Source organism: Caballeronia sp. SEWSISQ10-4 2, assembly GCF_030464885.1.
GTDB lineage: Bacteria > Pseudomonadota > Gammaproteobacteria > Burkholderiales > Burkholderiaceae > Caballeronia.
The window spans coordinates 1-17,514 of the sequence record NZ_JALPRJ010000124.1 but is presented as its reverse complement, the minus strand read 5'-3'; the positions used below and the strand labels follow the sequence as shown (position 1 = coordinate 17,514).

Sequence of the window (17,514 nt, the reverse complement as noted above, 5' to 3'; positions counted from 1 at the left end):
GGCGAGCACTGTGCTATCAGGTGCCAAAAACGCCGGGCCTGCACGCTGGGGACACTAACTTGCCGATTGTTGGGAGGCGTTTTCTTTGCTTCCGTTTCTTTTTCGCCGTGCCGTTGGAAAAAGAAATGACGTGCCGCCACGCACAGTGGCTAACAGTGATAAAGAAAACATCCAACATATAACGACCGCAGGCCGAAGCAGCAGCAACCCGGCATAACCTCTGACCACTAACCCCACATCCACCAGCCCCCCCGGATCGAGTGCGAACGACGCTAATCACCCCGCAGCACAATCGTCGCCAACGGCGGCAAAGTCAGCGCAGCGGACCACTCCCACCCATGACTAAAAACATTCTCGGCGTGAATAACGCCCCCATTCCCCATGTTCGATCCACCATAGATCGAAGCATCCGAATTCACGATCTCACTCCAGCGCCCGCCGCGCGGCAACCCCACCCGATACCCCACCCGCGGCACCGGCGTCATATTCGAAATCACCACGCATTCACGATCCTCACCATCAGTCCGGCGAAACGCAAAAACGCTATTGCCAGCGTCATCGCCAATCAGCCAGTCAAAACCCCGGGGATCGCTATCAAGTTTGTGCAGCGCCGGTTCCTCGCCATACACCCGGTTCAAATCGCGGACCAGCTTCTGCAACCCGCCATGGAACACATCGTCAAGCAAATGCCAGTGCGGCGACGTATCGTGATTGAACTCGCCGAACTGACCAAACTCACCACCCATGAACAACAGCTTCTTGCCCGGATGCGTCCACATGAACCCCAGGTACGCACGCAGATTCGCAAACTTCTGCCAGTGGTCCCCCGGCATCTTGCCAATCAACGACCCCTTCCCATGAACCACTTCATCATGCGAAAGCGGCAGCACAAATCGCTCGGAATACGCGTAGACCATCCCGAACGTGAACATGTTGTGGTGATACTTTCGATTGATCGGATCCTCTTCCATGTAGTGCAACGTGTCGTGCATCCAGCCCATGTTCCACTTGAAATCGAACCCTAGTCCACCGCTCTCCAGCGAAGCGGTCACGCCCGGCCACGCCGTCGATTCTTCAGCAACCGTAATCGCCCCGGGAATCTGACGGACTTCGTGATTCAGACGCTTAAGGAATGCTATCGATTCGAGATTCTCGCGGCCGCCATACCTATTCGGCACCCATTCGCCAGCCTTGCGCGAATAGTCGCGATACAGCATGGAAGCCACTGCGTCCACGCGCAAACCATCGACGTGATAACGCTTTAGCCATGCCAGCCCCGATGCCACCAGGAACGCGCTAACCTCGTTACGGCCGAGGTTATAGATCATCGTGTTCCAGTCCTGGTGGTATCCCTCTCGCGGATCCGAGTGCTCGTAAAGCGGCGTACCGTCGAACTCGACAAGACCGTGGGCATCGTTCGGAAAATGCGCCGGCACCCAGTCGAGAATGATCCCCAGCTCGGCTTCATGCGCGCGGTTCACGAACTCGGCAAATTGCTCAGGCGTCCCGAACCGCGCCGATGGCGCGAATTGCCCCAGCGGCTGATAGCCCCACGAGCCGCCGAACGGATACTCGGCAATCGGCATGAATTCCAGATGCGTGAATCCCATACTCTTTGCATACGGAATCAGGCGCTCGGCAAGCTCATGCCAGTTCATGCCGCGGTTGCCTTCCTCCGGCACCCGCAGCCACGATTCCGCATGAACCTCATACACGGAGATAGGCGCATTGACAGTCTGCCGCGGACCACGCGTATTCATCCACTCGCTGTCGGTCCAGGTGTAACCATCGATAGCATCAGCATCGGCCACCACAGAAGCCGTCGCCGGTGGCCGCTCGCTTTGCATCGCGCACGGATCGGCTTTCAACGGCAGGGTGTGGCCGTCGCGCGAGACGATCTCGTACTTGTAGCGCGTACCCGCGCCCAAGCCCGGCACAAACAGTTCCCAGATGCCGGCGTTGTGACGCAGCCGCATCGGATGCCGGCGGCCGTCCCACGAGTTGAAGTCACCGACCACAGAAACTCGCCGCGCATTCGGCGCCCAGACCGCAAACCGCGCACCGGCTACATCACCATGCACGACCGGCCGCGAGCCAAGGCATTCCATCACCGCATACGGATCGCCGCCCGAGATGCGGTTCAGCGCTTCATCGCTTAATACGGGGCCGAACGAATAGGTATCGGCGACTTCCTGCGGCGTGCCGTGCCAATCGATATTCAACCGATACGCTTGCATTTCGTCGATAAACCCGACAAACAACCCCGCCGGATGAATCTTCGTGAGCGTGCCGAGCGCTTTGCCGCTGTCGCGCTCAAGCACCTGCACGCCAGATGCGCCCGGCAGCAGCACGCGAACCACGGGTCCGGCGTCGGTCTGATGAAGCCCGAGCTTCGAAAACGGATCGGGATGGCGAGCTTCGACGAGCGCGTCGATATCGAGCGGATGCAAACCTTCGGTCAGCACCCTGGCGTCAGTGCGCTTATTCATGTTCGTTTCCATCAGAGCTGTCCTTGAATGCGGGGTCCACGGGCCGCGAACCCGGCGCGGGCGGCGCGCCCGTATCGCCCAGCAGGCGGCTCGCAAGCGACGCGAGGCCACGCAACGGCAAGCCGATCCAGGTCGGACGGTTCGCCGCTTCATAGCGGATTTCGTAGGCTGCCTTCTCGATCAGGAACAGGTCGAGCAGGGCGGCCTGCGTGGCTTCGTCGCCGGCAAGCGGTTGCGCAGAAGCCGCCACTGCCGCGCGGTATTCGATCAGGAACGCTTCTTCGCCATGACCGCGGAGGCGCTCGAACAACGCACGCTTGCGATCGGCGGTTGCCTGCGGCGCGTTTCCGGTCGTTGGTTGCGCGGCCGCGCTGGCATACGACAAGGAACGCAATAAGCCGGCCACGTCCCGCAATGGGCTCGACTTTTGGCGGCGTTCCTCCAGCGGCCGCGCCGGCTCGCCTTCGAAATCGATCAGGAAAGCATCACCCTGCGCCATCAGCACCTGACCCAGGTGGAAGTCGCCGTGAATACGGATGCGCAATGCATGGGCGTTTTCCGGCACCAGCTTTTGCACGGCTGCAAGCAACAGATCGCGGCGATCGAGCAGGCTCTGCGCCATCGCACGGTCATGCTCGTTGAACTCCAGAAGCTTGGCCGCCAGGATGTCGAGCGCCGCGACGAGCAGCGTGTGCGTACCGTCGTTCCAGCCGCGCACGTCCTTCTTCGACGCCTTTTCGGGCGCAAAAGCGGGGTCGTCGGTGGGCTGGGCGAGCGCGACGTGCAGTTCGCCCAGCCGCTGCCCGATGATTCCCATGACCTTCCTGTAGCCTTCGATGCCCAGCACTTCCTTCTCGCGATCCATCGAGTGGTCGTCGGTATCCACGGCCAGCGCGAGTTCATCCACCGTGCGGCGCAGGTAATCGAGCGCGTAATTCCAGGCATCTCCCTGGTTGTCGATGAAACCTTGCAAGATGCACAGCGTATGCGGCACGCCTTCCGGATCCACCCGCACGACTTCCCCGAACAGCGGCCCCGTGTTCTCGTAACCGATCTTCGTCAGATGCCGGCTCATTTCGGCTTCCGGATGAATCCCGCCGACCAGCCGGCGCACCAGTTTCAACACGATCTGATCGCCAATGACAAGCGAGCTGTTGCTTTGCTCCGCTGCTAACCAGCGAATTTCCGGCGGTGGTTCCCCAGGCTTGAAATGGGAGGCGAGCTGGTCGAGCCGTTCGGTCGGAATAAAGCGGATCTCGCTCTTCTGCACCGTGGGAACGACCGCCCGCTGCAACAGCTTCTTCAGCACGCCGTAGGTGAAGTTCGGGACCGCGAAGGCATCGGTGATATGGCCGATATTGCGGACCTGGCGCACACGCGCGAGCGCGAGCTGCATATAGAGCGGCGAGGTGGTTTCGGTGCCCCATGCAATCGTGAGCGGCAGCACATAGCGTTCGACGTGGTCGCCGACATCGGCTTCGATCTCCGTGAACGCGAAACCCGCTTCGGGAATGGTCGTCAAGGCCGCGAGGCGCACGCCAACCAGCTTCCGGTCCTTCGATGCAAACCAGCGCCGCTTGCTCAAATAAGACGGCAGCACTTCCGATTCGAGCAGCCGCACGTTTTCCGGCGTCGGGCCGGTCTGGCCGGCGCGGATCACCATCGTCACGAATTCGGGCAGTTGTTCGGAGGGTGCCTGGCTCCATGCCGGACGCTGATTGCCCGGGCACAACTGGAACCACAGGAAACCGTACGGCGGGAAGGTCAGCAAATAGGTGAGCTGGCCGATCGGCGGAAACGCGGAGTCTGCAGTCATTTCCAGCGGCACCGAGCCCGCGTATTCGGACAAATCGAGTTCGACGGCCTGAGGCGCACGCGACAGGTTCGCCACGCAGAGGATCGGCGGTTCGCCCTCGACCTCGCGCAGATACGCGAGGATCTTGCGGTTGTTCGGACGCAGGAAGCGGATGGCGCCTCGTCCGAACGCCTGTTTCCCGCGACGCACCGTGAGCATCTTGCGGGTCCAGTTGAGCAGCGAGTGCGGATCGCGGCTCTGCGATTCCACGTTCACGGCGTCGTACCCGTAGAGCGAACCCATGACCGGCGGCAGCACCAGTTGCTCGGGATCGGCGCGCGAAAACCCGCCGTTCCTATCCGATGACCACTGCATCGGCGTACGCACACCGTCGCGGTCGCCCAGGTGGATGTTGTCGCCCATGCCGAGTTCATCGCCGTAATAGATCACGGGCGTGCCGGGCATGGACAGCAGCAGCGAATTGATCAGTTCGATGCGGCGCCGGTCGCGCTCCATCAGCGGCGCAAGACGCCGGCGAATGCCGAGATTCAGCCGCGCGCGGCGGTCGCTCGCGTACGTGTTCCACAAATAATCGCGCTCGGAATCCGTCACCATTTCGAGCGTAAGTTCGTCGTGATTGCGCAGGAAAATCGCCCACTGGTTGGTCGGCGCGAGATCCGGCGTCTGCCGCATGATGTCGGTGATCGGGAAACGGTCTTCGCTCGCAATCGACATATAAATGCGCGGCATCAGCGGGAAGTGGAAGGCCATGTGGCATTCGTCTTCGTCGCCGAAATATTCCTTCACGTCTTCCGGCCATTGATTCGCTTCGGCCAGCAGCATACGGTTCGGATATTCCGCGTCGATGGTCGCGCGAATCTGCTTCAGGATTGCGTGCGTTTCCGGCAGGTTCTCGTTATTCGTGCCTTCGCGTTCGACCAGATACGGCACCGCGTCCAGCCGCAATCCATCGATCCCCATATCCAGCCAGAAGCGCATCACCTGCAGCACTTCCTTTAGCACGGCGGGGTTATCGAAGTTCAGATCCGGCTGGTGGTTGAAAAACCGATGCCAGTAGTACTGCCCCGCGACCGGATCATGCGTCCAGTTGGACGGCTCCGAATCGATGAAAATAATCCGCGTGTCTTCGTACTTCTTGTCGGTATCGGACCAGACATAGTAGTTGCGATGATTCGAGCCCGGCTTTGCCAGACGCGCGCGCTGGAACCACGGGTGTTGATCGGACGTGTGGTTGATGACCAGTTCGGTGATCACGCGAATCCCGCGTGCGTGCGCTTCCTGAATGAAACGCCTCACGTCGGCGAGCGTGCCGTAGTCCGGATGCACGTTGCGGTAATCGGCGATGTCGTAGCCGTCGTCACGCCGTGGCGACGGATAGAACGGCAACAGCCAGATCGTGTCGACGCCGAGCTCGGAGATGTAATCGAGTTTCGCGAGCAGGCCGGGGAAATCGCCGATGCCGTCGTTGTTCGCATCGAAGAAAGACTTGATATGGATCTGATAGATGATCGCGTCTTTGTACCAGAGCGGATCGTCGCTGAGAGTCGAGTTCTTGTTACGCTTCACGTGTCGCTCCTTGAGCCGCGACGGTGTCCTGTCCCGGCTGTGTGAGTTGTTCTCTGCCACGTCGGCTGATGCCGTCGTGATGATGACCGTCAGATGACCGTCTGCGCGCGCGGCAATCCCCACGTCGGCGCGATTCTCCAGATCGCGAACGGCCGCGTGTTGGGATCGAGGCGGATATGTTGCCGTCTGCCGCGCCATTCGAAACGTTCGCCGCTCATCTGGTCCTCCACGGCCAGCGCGTCCCACTCCTGCACGCCCCAATTATTCAACGTCTGCCACGGCAGATCCACGTCCGCGCCTTGTTCGTTGAACGGATCGAGATTGATCGCGACCAGTACGACATTGTCGCGCGCCGCATTCGCTTGCTCGAAGAACAGGATGCTGTCGTTGTGAGCGGGAAGGAAGTTGACGCCGAGATGCGAATGCAGCGCCGGATTCGCCTTCCTGATCCGGTTCAGCGCCGTGATTTCCCCGACGATATTCCCCGGCCGGTTCCAGTCCCACGCGCGGATCTGATATTTCTCCGAGTCGAGATATTCCTCGCTGTTCGGCAGCGCGGCCGCTTCGCATAACTCGAAACCGCTGTACACGCCCCACAAACCGGAAAGCGTCGCGGCGAGCGCGGCGCGGATCACAAAGCCGGCGCGCCCCGAGCGTTGCAGGAAACGCGGGTTGATATCGGGCGTATTGACGAAGAAGTTCGGACGGAAATAATCCTTCGCGTCGGTTTGCGTCAGGTCGTGCATGTACTCCAGGAAATCGCGCTTCGACTCGCGCCACGTGAAGTACGTGTACGACTGCGAGAAACCGAGCTTGGCGAGGCGGTTCATCACGCGCGGACGCGTGAATGCCTCGGCCAGGAAGATGGCGTCGGGATGGCGCCCGCGCACGTCGGCGATCACCCATTCCCAGAACGGGAAAGGTTTCGTGTGCGGATTGTCGACGCGGAAAATCTTCACGCCCGCCGCGATCCAGAACAGGAATACATCGCGTAGTGCCAGCCAGAGTTCCGGCTTTGCGTCCTGCGCGTAGAAGTCCGGATTCACGATGTCCTGATACTTCTTCGGCGGGTTCTCGGCGTATCGCAAGGTGCCGTCCGGCCGCCATGCGAACCACGTGGGATGCTCCTTCAGCCACGGATGGTTCGGCGAACACTGCACGGCGAAATCGAGCGCAATTTCAAGGCCGTGAGCGTGGGCGGCGTCCAGCATCTGCTTGAAGTCGTCGAGATTGCCCAGTTCCGGATGCACGGCATCATGGCCGCCTTCCTTGCCGCCGATGGCATATGGGCTGCCTACGTCGCCGGGTAACGCCGTCAGCGTGTTGTTCTTGCCCTTGCGGTTTGCAATGCCGATCGGGTTGATCGGCGGGAAGTAGAGCACGTCGAAACCCATCTCGCGGATACGCGGCATCTTGCCAATCACATCCACAAACGTGCCGTGGCGATTTTCGTCGTCGCTCATGGAGCGCGGGAAGATCTCGTACCAGCTTGCGAAGCGCGCGGCGGCGCGTTCGGCATCGATGCGATACGTCACCGGATCGCGCGACAGGAACGGCCGGTGGCGCGCCGCTTCGATCGCCAGCGCCGTCTCCGGCGCGAGCGTCAAGGCAAGGCGCGTTTCAGCATCGGCTTTGGCGAACTGCTTGACGATACCTTCCAGGGGCTCCGTCTCGGCGCCTTCCGTGGTTTTCACTTCGGCCAGGATCAACGCGAACAAATGCCGCGCTTCCTCGAGTTCCAGTTCGACGGTCTGGTCGGCCTTCAGCTTCTTCTGCATGTGATCGATCAGCGAAGCGAAGTCGTCGCGCCACGCGATCACCGTGAATTCATGCCGGCCGAGGCGATCGAGCGGAATGCGCGTCGTCCACAGGTCATTGCCGAGCGGCAGCACCGGCACCATTTGCGTTTCGTGCCAGTCGGTTTCATCGGCGGCGCGCCATTGCACGGCGGCCGCGATCTTGTCGTGGCCCTCCGAGAAAATCGCGGCCGTGATTTCAGCCGCTTCGCCCACGATCCGCTTTGCCGGAAAGCGCCCGTGATCGACCGAAGGTGTCACGCTTTCGATCGCCACCCGCGACGCCAGCAACGCCTCGTTCACCGATTTCTTGTCGGCGGCCTTGGCACCGCGCTTGACTTGCGGTTGCGCCAGCAGGACAGGCGGTTCGGCGGCGCCACGCAGCAAGTGCACTTCACCGGGCTGCAGCAGGAAGGGTTCGAGCGGCAGCGGCGTTTCCGGACTGTCCTCGCCGATAGCCCGGAACCGCGTGAAGTTACCCGGCGCGCCGTCCAGCAAATGGCGCGTATCGATATAAACCGGCGTGGTGAGATCGGGGTTCAGCACGATCAGCGCCGCTTCGCCCGCGATCCGCAGATCCGGGCCGCTGCCGCGCAGGATGGCGGCGTAAGGCGTGCCCGCACCGGTCAGCGCGCGCAGTTCGCCGGTGCTCGCGAGCGCGGCGGAGTTGCGTTGCAGGGAGTTCGCATGGGCCACTTCCGCCGATACGTTAAAACGCGCCCCCTCTTTGGCGCGCCGGAATTCTTCTGCGCTGCCGTGGTTGTAGGTGAGCGGTTGCGTGACGCCGTATTCGAAGCCCATCGGCACAAGCAGGCCGGTGCCAATGCCCGCCGCCGTGTACAGCGCGCGCCGGTAGGCGCGTTCGACCAGCGAGGAGTCGCCGGTATCGGGGAGATCGTGCAGCAGGCGCGAGCCGTAGGGTTCTTCGGGAAACGCAATGGGCGGCGCAATGCGAAACAACGCGGCGTGTTCGTCGAAGAGCCAGTTGCTCTGAAAATCCCACCATCTCGACGATGAAAACACCGAGTCAAATCCGGCATCGGCGAGGCTGGCGAGATCCTGGCGGCTGATGCCCACCGTCCACGCGAGCCATTTCGTTTGCGGATGACGTTCGCGAACCGCCGCGCCAAGACGGCGCCACACATGCGCTGGCACCTTGTGCGGCGCCTCGAAGCGAAAGCCGCCCATACCGGCGTCGGCGAGCAGCATCAACTCGTGTGCCCACCATTCGGTGAGCGCCTGGGCTGCTTCGCCATCGCTGAAATTGGCATGCGCCGCGCTTTCCTCGTGCGGCGCGTGACGCGGATCGAGCCGGGCTTCAGCCGCTTCGAACGGATAGAACCAGTGACGGTTTTCCCTGAATAACCCTCCCTCGGCGCTCACCTGATCGAGGGTGATATCCACCAGCAAGGTCAGGCCGTGCTTGCTCGCCTGACTCGCAAGCGAACGCAAACCTTCGCTCGCGGGCGCGTTGGATTCGAAGACAGCATGAAGTTTGTGATGATCGGCCACCGCCTGTCGATGGCCGTTGCTGCCCGGCTGGAACGGTGCGCCGATCAGGACGTGATCGAAGCCCAGCGCCGCGGCGTGTTCGAATTGCGCGGACCACTCAGACAATGGTCCGACGAGAAGCGGGTCGATGAAATAGATTCTGGGTGCATACGCTTGAAGCATTTGATGGTGTTCCATCGGTCGTCTTTTCCAGTTCGTCCTGCTATGGCGTGGATGCGGGAAAACGCGATCGCGCTCAACCAGGCAATAAACCAACCGCAAGAACGGCAACGGCAGACGAGCCTCAGACAGTCTTCAAAGCACCAATTCCGGGGTGACGAGTGCGGCGCGCATCGTCATCTGACGATACGCCGTTCGGTGCGGCGCCAGGGTCGCAGAGGGGACACAGCACGTAGCGTGCCGCGGCCTCGCCGTGTTTCCCGGCGTGCGTCGGAGCCTGAGCTTGCCCAAGTGTTCGAGACCAGCATGCGGTTCAGGTCAGACGACATTCGCTCGTGGTGCATTGCAATCAAAAACGCCACGAGCGGCCAACCGTGTAACCGTACCATCGAACGGCGCAGCGTGGAACGTCAGGCGCTGCGTGCGACGAATTGCGCCTGTTCCGCTTCGCGACGCTCGGCCTCGGCCACCGCAACGGCCGGCACCGCCCGAACCTTGACCGGCACGCGGCGAGTGCGCAAGGGCGCTTTGGCGGGACGTGCATCGGTGAGACCCGCGTATAGCTGGACATATTTCGCTACCGCATGGTTCCAGCCGTAATCGCGTGCCATCGCGTTGCGTTGGAGCGTGCGCCATTGTTGCGGACGCATGAAGGCGTCGATGGCGCGTGTGGCGGCGGCGATCACGTCTTGCGGGCGGTCGCCGTCGAAGAGAAAACCCGTGGCCGGGCGTAAGGACGTTGCGCCTTCGAAGCCGCCGGGCGGGGACGCCTGGAAACCTGCCTGATACCACGATGCCTCGGCCGCATCCACGATCGTATCCGCCAGCCCGCCCACACGCGACGCCACGGGCAAGGTGCCATAGCGCATCGCGTAGATCTGCGTGAGGCCGCAGGGCTCGAACCGGCTGCCGTGCAGGAGAATGTCCGCACCGGCATGCAGCACATGCGCGCGGCGCTCGTCAAAACCTATATAGACACCGACACGATCGGGCCATGTCCGCGCGAGGCGCTGAAACGCGGTTTCGATATGCGCTTCGCCCTTGCCAAGCACGGCGATCTGCAAACGCGGATGCTGTTCCAGCAGCGCGGGAATGGCTTGCACGGCGACATCGGCCATTTTCTGCGATGTCATCCGGCTGCCGAGCGCGATCACTGGCGCGAAGGGATCGGTGGGAAGGCCAAACATCTGCTGCAGTTCGCGCTTGCAGGCGTGTTTGCCGCGCATATCGTCGAAACAATAGTTGTGGGCAATCTGCGTATCGGATTTCGGGTCCCAGGTCTCTACATCGATGCCGTTGATGATGCCCGACAGCTTGCCGGCGCAACCTTGCAGCACACCTTCCATCAAGTGGCCGAAGCGCGGCGTGAGGATTTCGCGGGCATATGTTTCACTGACGGTGGCGACGTGGTCGGCATGCACAATGCCGGCTTTCATCAGACTCAATGCACCATAAAATTCGATGCTCTGCGGTTCCGTCAGCGCGGGCGCGAGCCATTTGGCGGGCACGCCGAGCGCTGCACCAAGCGAGAGCGAATAGTTGCCCTGGAACGCCAGATTGTGGATCGTGAATACGCTTTTTGCGTGCACACCGGCTTCCTTCATGAGCATCGGCGTGAGACCGGAATGCCAGTCGTGTGCATGCACGATGTCCGGCTTCTTGAGTCCTCGAATGCCTTCGGTGATCTTCACCGCCGCCGCCGATAACGATGCGAAACGAATGGCGTTGTCTTCGTAGTCGCGTCCTTTTGCGTCCTGATAGAGGCCTTCGCGTGCGTATAAATGATCCATGCGCAGCAGGATCACGGGCACGCCGGTGTCCGGCATGCGGCCGCGATAAAACGCGCCATCACCGCCGGGAAGCCCCGTCACGGAAGCCACCTTCTGCAATCCATCGACTGTCTGCAACGCTTTCGGATAGGCCGGGATGAGGATCGTGGCATCCACTCCGGCTTCACGCAACGCAGCGGCGTATGCGCTGACCATGTCACCTAGTCCGCCGGTTTTGGCAAGCGGCACGGCCTCTGAAGCGACAAGCAAGACGTTCAAGGACAAAGTGGACTCCTGGCGTTTGATGGATGAAAAGCGACGGGAATGCGCTCGGCCGGAAGGATCGGCGGGGGCGTGCGTCCGGTGCTTTTATCGGGGGAAGAGGGAGTGCCGGATAGCAAGAGCAAGGCGTGTGCCAAGTTCTTATGATTCCGCTGAATCCGGAAGAAGCAATTGTCTGTTGAGACGCGCTGAGCTGGACGCTCAGCGGACCAATGAGGCCGTGTAAAAAAGCACGCGTCGGACGCGGCGTTTTTACATGACGTGGCCGGGAATCGTTATATGAAATTCCAGTCTGTCTGTGCGCTCTCAGACCAAGCGCCATAAATTGTCAGCCATCCAGACTAATTTATTCGATGTGGTAATTACGCCCGAATCGAATGACGATGGCGGCAAAATTTTCTTTACCTGCGATTCAAGGTCCAAGCAAACTCGCGGCCGTGTTGACACATAAACCAATCACTGCGGCATTAAAGAAGAACGACAAAATGGATTGTGCCAGTGCCGCTCGCCGGACTTCGTTGGAGCAGAGCACGACATCCGAAGTTTGCGATGCCACCGCGATCGTGAATGAGAAATACAGGAAGTCCCAGTAGTCCGGCTTGAGGTGGGCATCGGGAAATTTCAGCGAGGTTTCGTCGCCCTCAGACTGGTAGTAGTGTCGCGCGTAGTGAAGCGTGAAGATTGTCGGGATGAGGAACCACGCACCCAGCATCGTGCTTGCGGTCAACAGATAGTGGAACAGCGCGCCGCGCAAGCCCAGGTTCTTTGCCGCGGCCAGCTCGAACACGATCGCGATAAGACTCGCTACGGCGGCCAGGCTGATGATGAGCAACACCATGCCGGCGTTCTCGTCTTCGCGCTCGGCGAGTTCCTGCACTTTGTCCTGTTTTGCGCTCGCCATCCGGATCCAGATAAGCACAAGATACAACCATACGGTACTGTCCCATCCGATAAGCCCGCGCGCGACCGGCGTGAAACCATGTGGAACCAAAAGCGCCACGAACACACCAATCACGAGGGCAATCACTGCCCGCGGGCGATAACGAAGTACTTGGGGAACGAGATTCATTTTTTATAGCACTCTGGTTATGGCGGTAAGCCGACGTGGTGCGGTATCGTCAAAGCCAATCGCAGATACCGGCACCCTCAAGTGCCGCGATTATTGCCCGTGCGCCTTTCAATTTCCTGCGCGCTCCGGGCCTGGGTCTTTATCGCGTTCATCGTGCAAACTTTGGCCGCCGCTTGGCGTGCCTCTAAATAATCCGGGCGATATCGGAACGTGCAATCAATCATCGTCTCTCTGAAAAACGCGAATTGGGATCTCACACCATGACACCATTTGACCACCCCATGGCGCGCACACACTCGACCACACGCCGGCGTTTTGTTCTCGGCGCCTGCGCATCCGCAGTCGCGCTTGCGTTCGCTTCGGCGGGTTTCGGTTTCCCTTCATTGTTCACCCAGGCTTTCGCCGACACCCCGCCCGCCGGTCTCGACGGTTTCCTCCTGCTCTCACGCAAACTCACCGGCCGCACGAACTTCGACCCGGTGCTGGCGCAGCGTGTGTATGACGCGTTGTCGAAGTCGGACAGCGAGTTTGTCGCCAACGTGAGCGCGCTGAATACCTGGCTCGCGGCGCATGGCGGCGTGCCGTCGGACACGGTGACCGAGGCGCTCAAGGCCGACATGCCCAAGCTCGCCGTCACCGTCACCGCTGTCATGCGGGCGTGGTATCTCGGTCTTGTCGGCGATGCACCGAGCATAAGCGTGGTGGCCTACGAGCGGGCGCTGATGTTCGATCCCGTCAACGACGTGCTGACCATTCCGTCGTATTGCCGCGACGTGCCGTTCTATTGGACACAAAAGCCGCCCGGCGCGGCCTGAACGAACGCATCGAAGAACGCATCGAGAAAAGCACTAAGCCGGCGCGCCGCTCGACAGCGCGACCGAAGCAGATAAAAACCTACCCTTACAGGACAACAACAAATGGCAAATTCGAATTCGGCCGATGTGGTCGTCGTCGGATCGGGGGTTGCGGGCGGTCTCGTCGCGCATCAGCTCGCGAGCGCGGGCGCATCCGTGATCCTGCTCGAAGCCGGGCCGCGTATTCCGCGCTGGCAGATCGTCGAGAACTTTCGTAACTCGCCGGCGAAAACCGATTTCGCTACACCGTATCCGTCTACGCCTTACGCTCCGCATCCACAGTATTCGCCTGAGAACCACTATCTGATCCAGAAAGGCGAGTATCCGTACGCGTCGCAATACTTGCGGCTCGTGGGCGGAACGACATGGCACTGGGCCGCCGCCGCGTGGCGTTTGCTGCCCGCCGATTTCAAGCTGAAGACGCTCTACGGCGTGGGCCGCGACTGGCCGATCCCTTACGAGATCCTCGAGCCCTGGTACTTCGCTGCCGAGGTGCAGCTTGGCGTGTCGGGTCCGGGGAACAACGTGGATCTCGGATCGCCGCGTTCCAAACCGTATCCCATGGACATGCTTCCGTTGTCCTACATGGACCAGCGTTTCTCCGATGTCCTCAACGCCCAGTCATTCCACGTCGTGCCGGAACCGGTCGCGCGCAACAGCCGCCCCTACGATAGCCGCCCGACCTGCTGCGGCAATAACAACTGCATGCCGATCTGTCCGATCGCCGCCATGTACAACGGCGTTACGCACGCAGAGAAAGCGGAGCGCGCCGGCGCAAAGCTGATCGCACAAGCGGTCGTCTACAAGATCGAAAGCGACGACAAAGGCTTGATCACCGCTGTCCATTACAAAGACCCGAACGGCAACAGCACGCGTGTCTCGGGCAAGCTCTTTGTGCTCGCGGCTAACGGTATCGAAACACCGAAGCTGATGTTGCAGTCGGTGTCGGACAAGTTCAAGAGCGGCATTGGCAACAGTTCGGATCAAGTCGGCCGCAACCTGATGGACCACCCCGGCACCGGCGTGACCTTCCTCGCCAACGAGCCCGTGTGGCCGGGCCGCGGGCCGATGGAAATGACCTCCATCGTCAATTTCCGCGATGGTGCCTTCCGCTCCGAGTATGCGGCGAAGAAGCTGCATTTGTCGAACGGCGTGCCCACCATGTCGGTGACCGCGGACCTGATCGCGAAGGGCTTGACCGGGGCGGAGCTAGACCGGCAGATCCGCGACCGCGCCGCGCGCACGATGAACATCAACAGCTTCCACGAGCATCTGGCCGAGCCGCAGAACCGCGTGGTGCCGTCTTCAGATCATAAGGATTCGCTCGGCATTCCGCAGCCCGAGATCTATTACTCGATCAACGACTACGTGAAGAAAAGCGCGGCGGACACGCGTGCGCACTATGCGCGGATCGCGGAATTGTTCGGCGGCACGGAGATTAGCTTCGACGATAAATTCGCCCCGAACAACCACATCATGGGCACGACCATCATGGGCGCGGACCCGAAGGATTCCGTCGTGGATTCCGAATGCCGCACGCACGACCACTCGAATCTCTTCATTGCCGGGAGCGCGGTGATGCCGACGGCGGCATCGGTGAATTGCACGCTGACGCTGTCCGCGTTGTCGCTGCGTCTCGCCGACAAACTGAAGAAAGAACTTTGATTGCGCGCCGACGGAGATCCACGATGAAGAACCATAAACCTCGCGACGCGAAGACATTCAACAAGCGCATCGGCGGCGCGTTCGCCGTGCTTGCGCTTGCCGTAGCCGGTGTGAGTTTTCACACGCTGATTCAATCGGCGCAGGCGCAGAACGGCGCGGCTGAACCCGTGGTCGTGCAGCGCGATACGCAGGCCGGCGCGGAGCTGATCAAACGAGGTGAGTACCTCGCGCGCGCGGGCGATTGCGTGGCATGCCATACCGCCGACAAAGGCCGTCCGTTTGCAGGCGGTCTGCCGATCAACACGCCGTTCGGGACTATCTATACGCCCAATATCACGAGCGATCCGGATACCGGCATCGGCCGTTGGACCGACGCGGATTTCGTGCGCGCGATGCACGAAGGTATCGGCAAGAGCGGCGAGCGCTTGTATCCGGCGTTCCCGTACGCCGAATACACAAAGGTCACGGATTCGGACGTCCTCGCGATCCGCACTTATCTGAATACGCTCACGCCGATCCACTACACGCCGCCGCGCAACGAGCTGTCGTTTCCGTTCAACCAGCGCTGGCTGATGGTGTTCTGGAACATGTTCAATTTCAAGGAAGGCCGTTTCGTCCCCGATCCGCAGCAGAGCGCGGAATGGAATCGCGGCGCTTATCTGGTTGGCGGTCTTGCGCATTGCGAGGAATGCCATACGCCGCGCAATTTCACTCAGGGCCTGAAAACGAGTGAACGCTTCAGCGGCGCCGAGTTGTCCGGCTGGCATGCGTTCAACATCACGCCGGACAAAAACGCGGGCGTTGGTGCATGGACCGACGACGAGCTGACGCAATATCTCGCCGCTGGTGTCGCGCATGGCCGGGCGAATGCGGCCGGTCCGATGGCCGATGTAGTCCAGAACAGCACGCAGTACATGACACCCGAGGATCTGCGTTCGATGGTGGTGTACTTGCGTTCGGTGCCGGCGCAGAGCGGCGGCGACACCCGTCCACGCGATTCCTTTGGCAAGCCGACCAGCGTGGACATTACCGCGATGCGCGGCACGTCGATCAGCGGCGTGAACGGTGCGCAATTGTTCATTGCGAACTGTGCGACGTGTCATAGCTGGACCGGCGAAGGCCGGGGCGGTAACGCGGCGGGCGCGTATCCGTCGCTGATTCATAACAGCGTGGTGGGGGCATCGGCGGCGAATAATCTGACGATGGTCATGCTGCACGGCGTGGACCGCGAGACAAAAAACTCGATGGCTTTCATGCCCGCTTTCGGGAACGAGCTCAGCGATGAGCAGATTGCCGCCATCAGCAATTACGTGACGAAGACATTTGGCAATCCGCAGTCGACGACATCCGCCGATCAGGTCGCCAAACTGCGTTCGACGCCGCAATAAGTACGTTTTGATCGAGATTGCGCGGCAATTATTGCCGCGCAATCCTGGTCTTATTGCACATCAGCGTTGGCCGTTTCAGAATGTGGAGGGATAAACTCCATGGTAAGCGAGTTGGCGCGCATAACCGCGCGTTTTGTAAGATTAAAATTACTGCCATGACTGCTTCTACCTACCCTGTCGTTTGCTGGCATCCGGCGAACAAAATTGGCCGTGACCTTGTGGTTGGCGACTTGCACGGCTGCGTCGACGCCCTGCGTTACCTGCTTAGCGAGATCGGTTTCGACGGTTCACGTGATCGTTTGTTTTCCGTGGGCGATCTCGTCGATCGCGGCAGCGATTCGCTCGCGGCCATTGATCTGCTGGATAAACCCTGGTTTTACCCTGTGCTCGGCAATCACGAAGATGCGCTGTGCGCGGTCGCGGCCGGCAGGATGCAGCGCCACATGTGGTATTCGATTGGCGGTGCGTGGGCGGCGAATCTTACGGACGAGCAACTCAAGGTGATTGCCGGGAAGCTGGCGAGTGTTCCGCTGGTGCGGATTGTCGGCGATGGGCCGACGCGTTTCAACGTGCTGCACGCGGAGTTTTTCGGCAGTGACGCTGATCTGGAAGTGGCGTATTTCCCCGACGATGTCCGGCAGCAGATGTTGTGGGGGCGTTCGCTTGCGTTGGGGACGGGTAAGCCTGCGTGGCAGCGGGGGTTATCGCCGACGTATTGCGGGCATACGCCCATGAAGGCGATCAAGCAGATCGGGTCGCAGATTTTTATTGATACCGGAGCGTATACCGACGATGGGCGGTTGACTATCGTGGAGGCGGGGACCGAGCAGCGCTGGTCGGTGAAACAGGGCTGGGCGAGCGCTGAGGGGGCGCGGGAGTTAACCCTTCCATAGGGTTTTCGTTCGCATTCGGGGTTCTGGTTGGGGGTTTTTGGGGCTGGTGGGCGGGGGTGGGGCCGTGGTGGTCTGCGGGAGTTAGCTGTATTTTTTATCACTGTTAGCCACTGTGCGTGGCGGCACTTCATTTCTTTTTCCAACGGCACGGCGAAAAAGAAACAGAAGCAAAGAAAACGCCTCCCAACAATCGGCAAGTTGGTGTCCCCAGCGTGCAGGCCCGGCGTTTTTGGCACCTGATAGCACAGTGCTCGCC

The 17,514-nt window shown here is 60.8% G+C and carries 10 protein-coding genes; 5 read left to right on the top strand and 5 right to left on the bottom strand.

Annotation, left to right across the window (positions count from 1 at the left end; all coding sequences use genetic code 11):
• Positions 1-182 (top strand): hypothetical protein (locus M0D69_RS40535; protein WP_301787427.1); only part of this gene is annotated, 182 nt, incomplete at its 5' end.
• 90 nt (positions 183-272) lie between these two features.
• On the opposite strand, the gene glgB is transcribed toward M0D69_RS40535, so the two are convergent.
• The 5 genes from glgB to M0D69_RS40510 form a co-directional block, all read right to left on the bottom strand.
• Positions 273-2,489, bottom strand: a complete 2,217-nt coding sequence (gene glgB, locus M0D69_RS40530; RefSeq protein ID WP_301787426.1) for a 1,4-alpha-glucan branching protein GlgB — start codon at positions 2,487-2,489, stop codon at positions 273-275.
• Complete coding sequence (gene treS, locus M0D69_RS40525) at positions 2,482-5,871, bottom strand: maltose alpha-D-glucosyltransferase (protein ID WP_301787428.1); 3,390 nt, start codon at positions 5,869-5,871, stop codon at positions 2,482-2,484. The genes glgB and treS overlap by 8 nt, the downstream gene beginning before the upstream one ends.
• An 89-nt stretch (positions 5,872-5,960) precedes the next feature.
• Positions 5,961-9,356 carry an alpha-1,4-glucan--maltose-1-phosphate maltosyltransferase gene (locus M0D69_RS40520; protein WP_301787425.1) on the bottom strand — a complete coding sequence of 1,132 codons (3,396 nt, stop codon included), beginning with the start codon at positions 9,354-9,356 and terminating at the stop codon, positions 5,961-5,963.
• A 392-nt stretch (positions 9,357-9,748) separates the two neighbouring features.
• Positions 9,749-11,392, bottom strand: a complete 1,644-nt coding sequence (glgA, locus tag M0D69_RS40515) for a glycogen synthase GlgA (RefSeq protein WP_301787424.1) — start codon at positions 11,390-11,392, stop codon at positions 9,749-9,751.
• A 409-nt stretch (positions 11,393-11,801) separates the two neighbouring features.
• Positions 11,802-12,458, bottom strand: a complete 657-nt coding sequence (locus M0D69_RS40510; protein ID WP_301787423.1) for a DUF1345 domain-containing protein — start codon at positions 12,456-12,458, stop codon at positions 11,802-11,804.
• A 260-nt stretch (positions 12,459-12,718) separates the two neighbouring features.
• Between M0D69_RS40510 and M0D69_RS40505 the strand changes: the two genes are divergently transcribed.
• From M0D69_RS40505 to M0D69_RS40490, 4 genes are all read left to right on the top strand, one after another.
• Positions 12,719-13,273: a sugar dehydrogenase complex small subunit gene (locus tag M0D69_RS40505; protein WP_301787422.1), complete on the top strand. Its 555-nt coding sequence runs from the start codon at positions 12,719-12,721 to the stop codon at positions 13,271-13,273.
• A gap of 102 nt (positions 13,274-13,375) precedes the next feature.
• A complete protein-coding gene (locus tag M0D69_RS40500) occupies positions 13,376-14,977 on the top strand; it encodes a GMC family oxidoreductase (protein ID WP_301787421.1) in 1,602 nt (533 codons plus the stop codon).
• 23 nt (positions 14,978-15,000) lie between these two features.
• Complete coding sequence (locus M0D69_RS40495) at positions 15,001-16,365, top strand: cytochrome c (RefSeq protein ID WP_301787420.1); 1,365 nt, start codon at positions 15,001-15,003, stop codon at positions 16,363-16,365.
• 155 nt (positions 16,366-16,520) lie between these two features.
• Positions 16,521-17,258: a metallophosphoesterase gene (locus tag M0D69_RS40490; protein WP_301787419.1), complete on the top strand. Its 738-nt coding sequence runs from the start codon at positions 16,521-16,523 to the stop codon at positions 17,256-17,258.
• The last annotated feature ends 256 nt before the right edge of the window (positions 17,259-17,514 follow it).

What these genes read in the sequence shown, in the direction of transcription:
- glgB (WP_301787426.1), bottom strand. Translation starts at nt 2,489, where the DNA reads ATGAATAAGCGCACTGACGCCAGGGTGCTGACCGAAGGTTTGCATCCG.
- M0D69_RS40520 (WP_301787425.1), bottom strand. Translation starts at nt 9,356, where the DNA reads ATGGAACACCATCAAATGCTTCAAGCGTATGCACCCAGAATCTATTTC.
- M0D69_RS40510 (WP_301787423.1), bottom strand. Translation starts at nt 12,458, where the DNA reads ATGAATCTCGTTCCCCAAGTACTTCGTTATCGCCCGCGGGCAGTGATT.
- M0D69_RS40505 (WP_301787422.1), top strand. Translation starts at nt 12,719, where the DNA reads ATGACACCATTTGACCACCCCATGGCGCGCACACACTCGACCACACGC.
- M0D69_RS40500 (WP_301787421.1), top strand. Translation starts at nt 13,376, where the DNA reads ATGGCAAATTCGAATTCGGCCGATGTGGTCGTCGTCGGATCGGGGGTT.
- M0D69_RS40495 (WP_301787420.1), top strand. Translation starts at nt 15,001, where the DNA reads ATGAAGAACCATAAACCTCGCGACGCGAAGACATTCAACAAGCGCATC.
- M0D69_RS40490 (WP_301787419.1), top strand. Translation starts at nt 16,521, where the DNA reads ATGACTGCTTCTACCTACCCTGTCGTTTGCTGGCATCCGGCGAACAAA.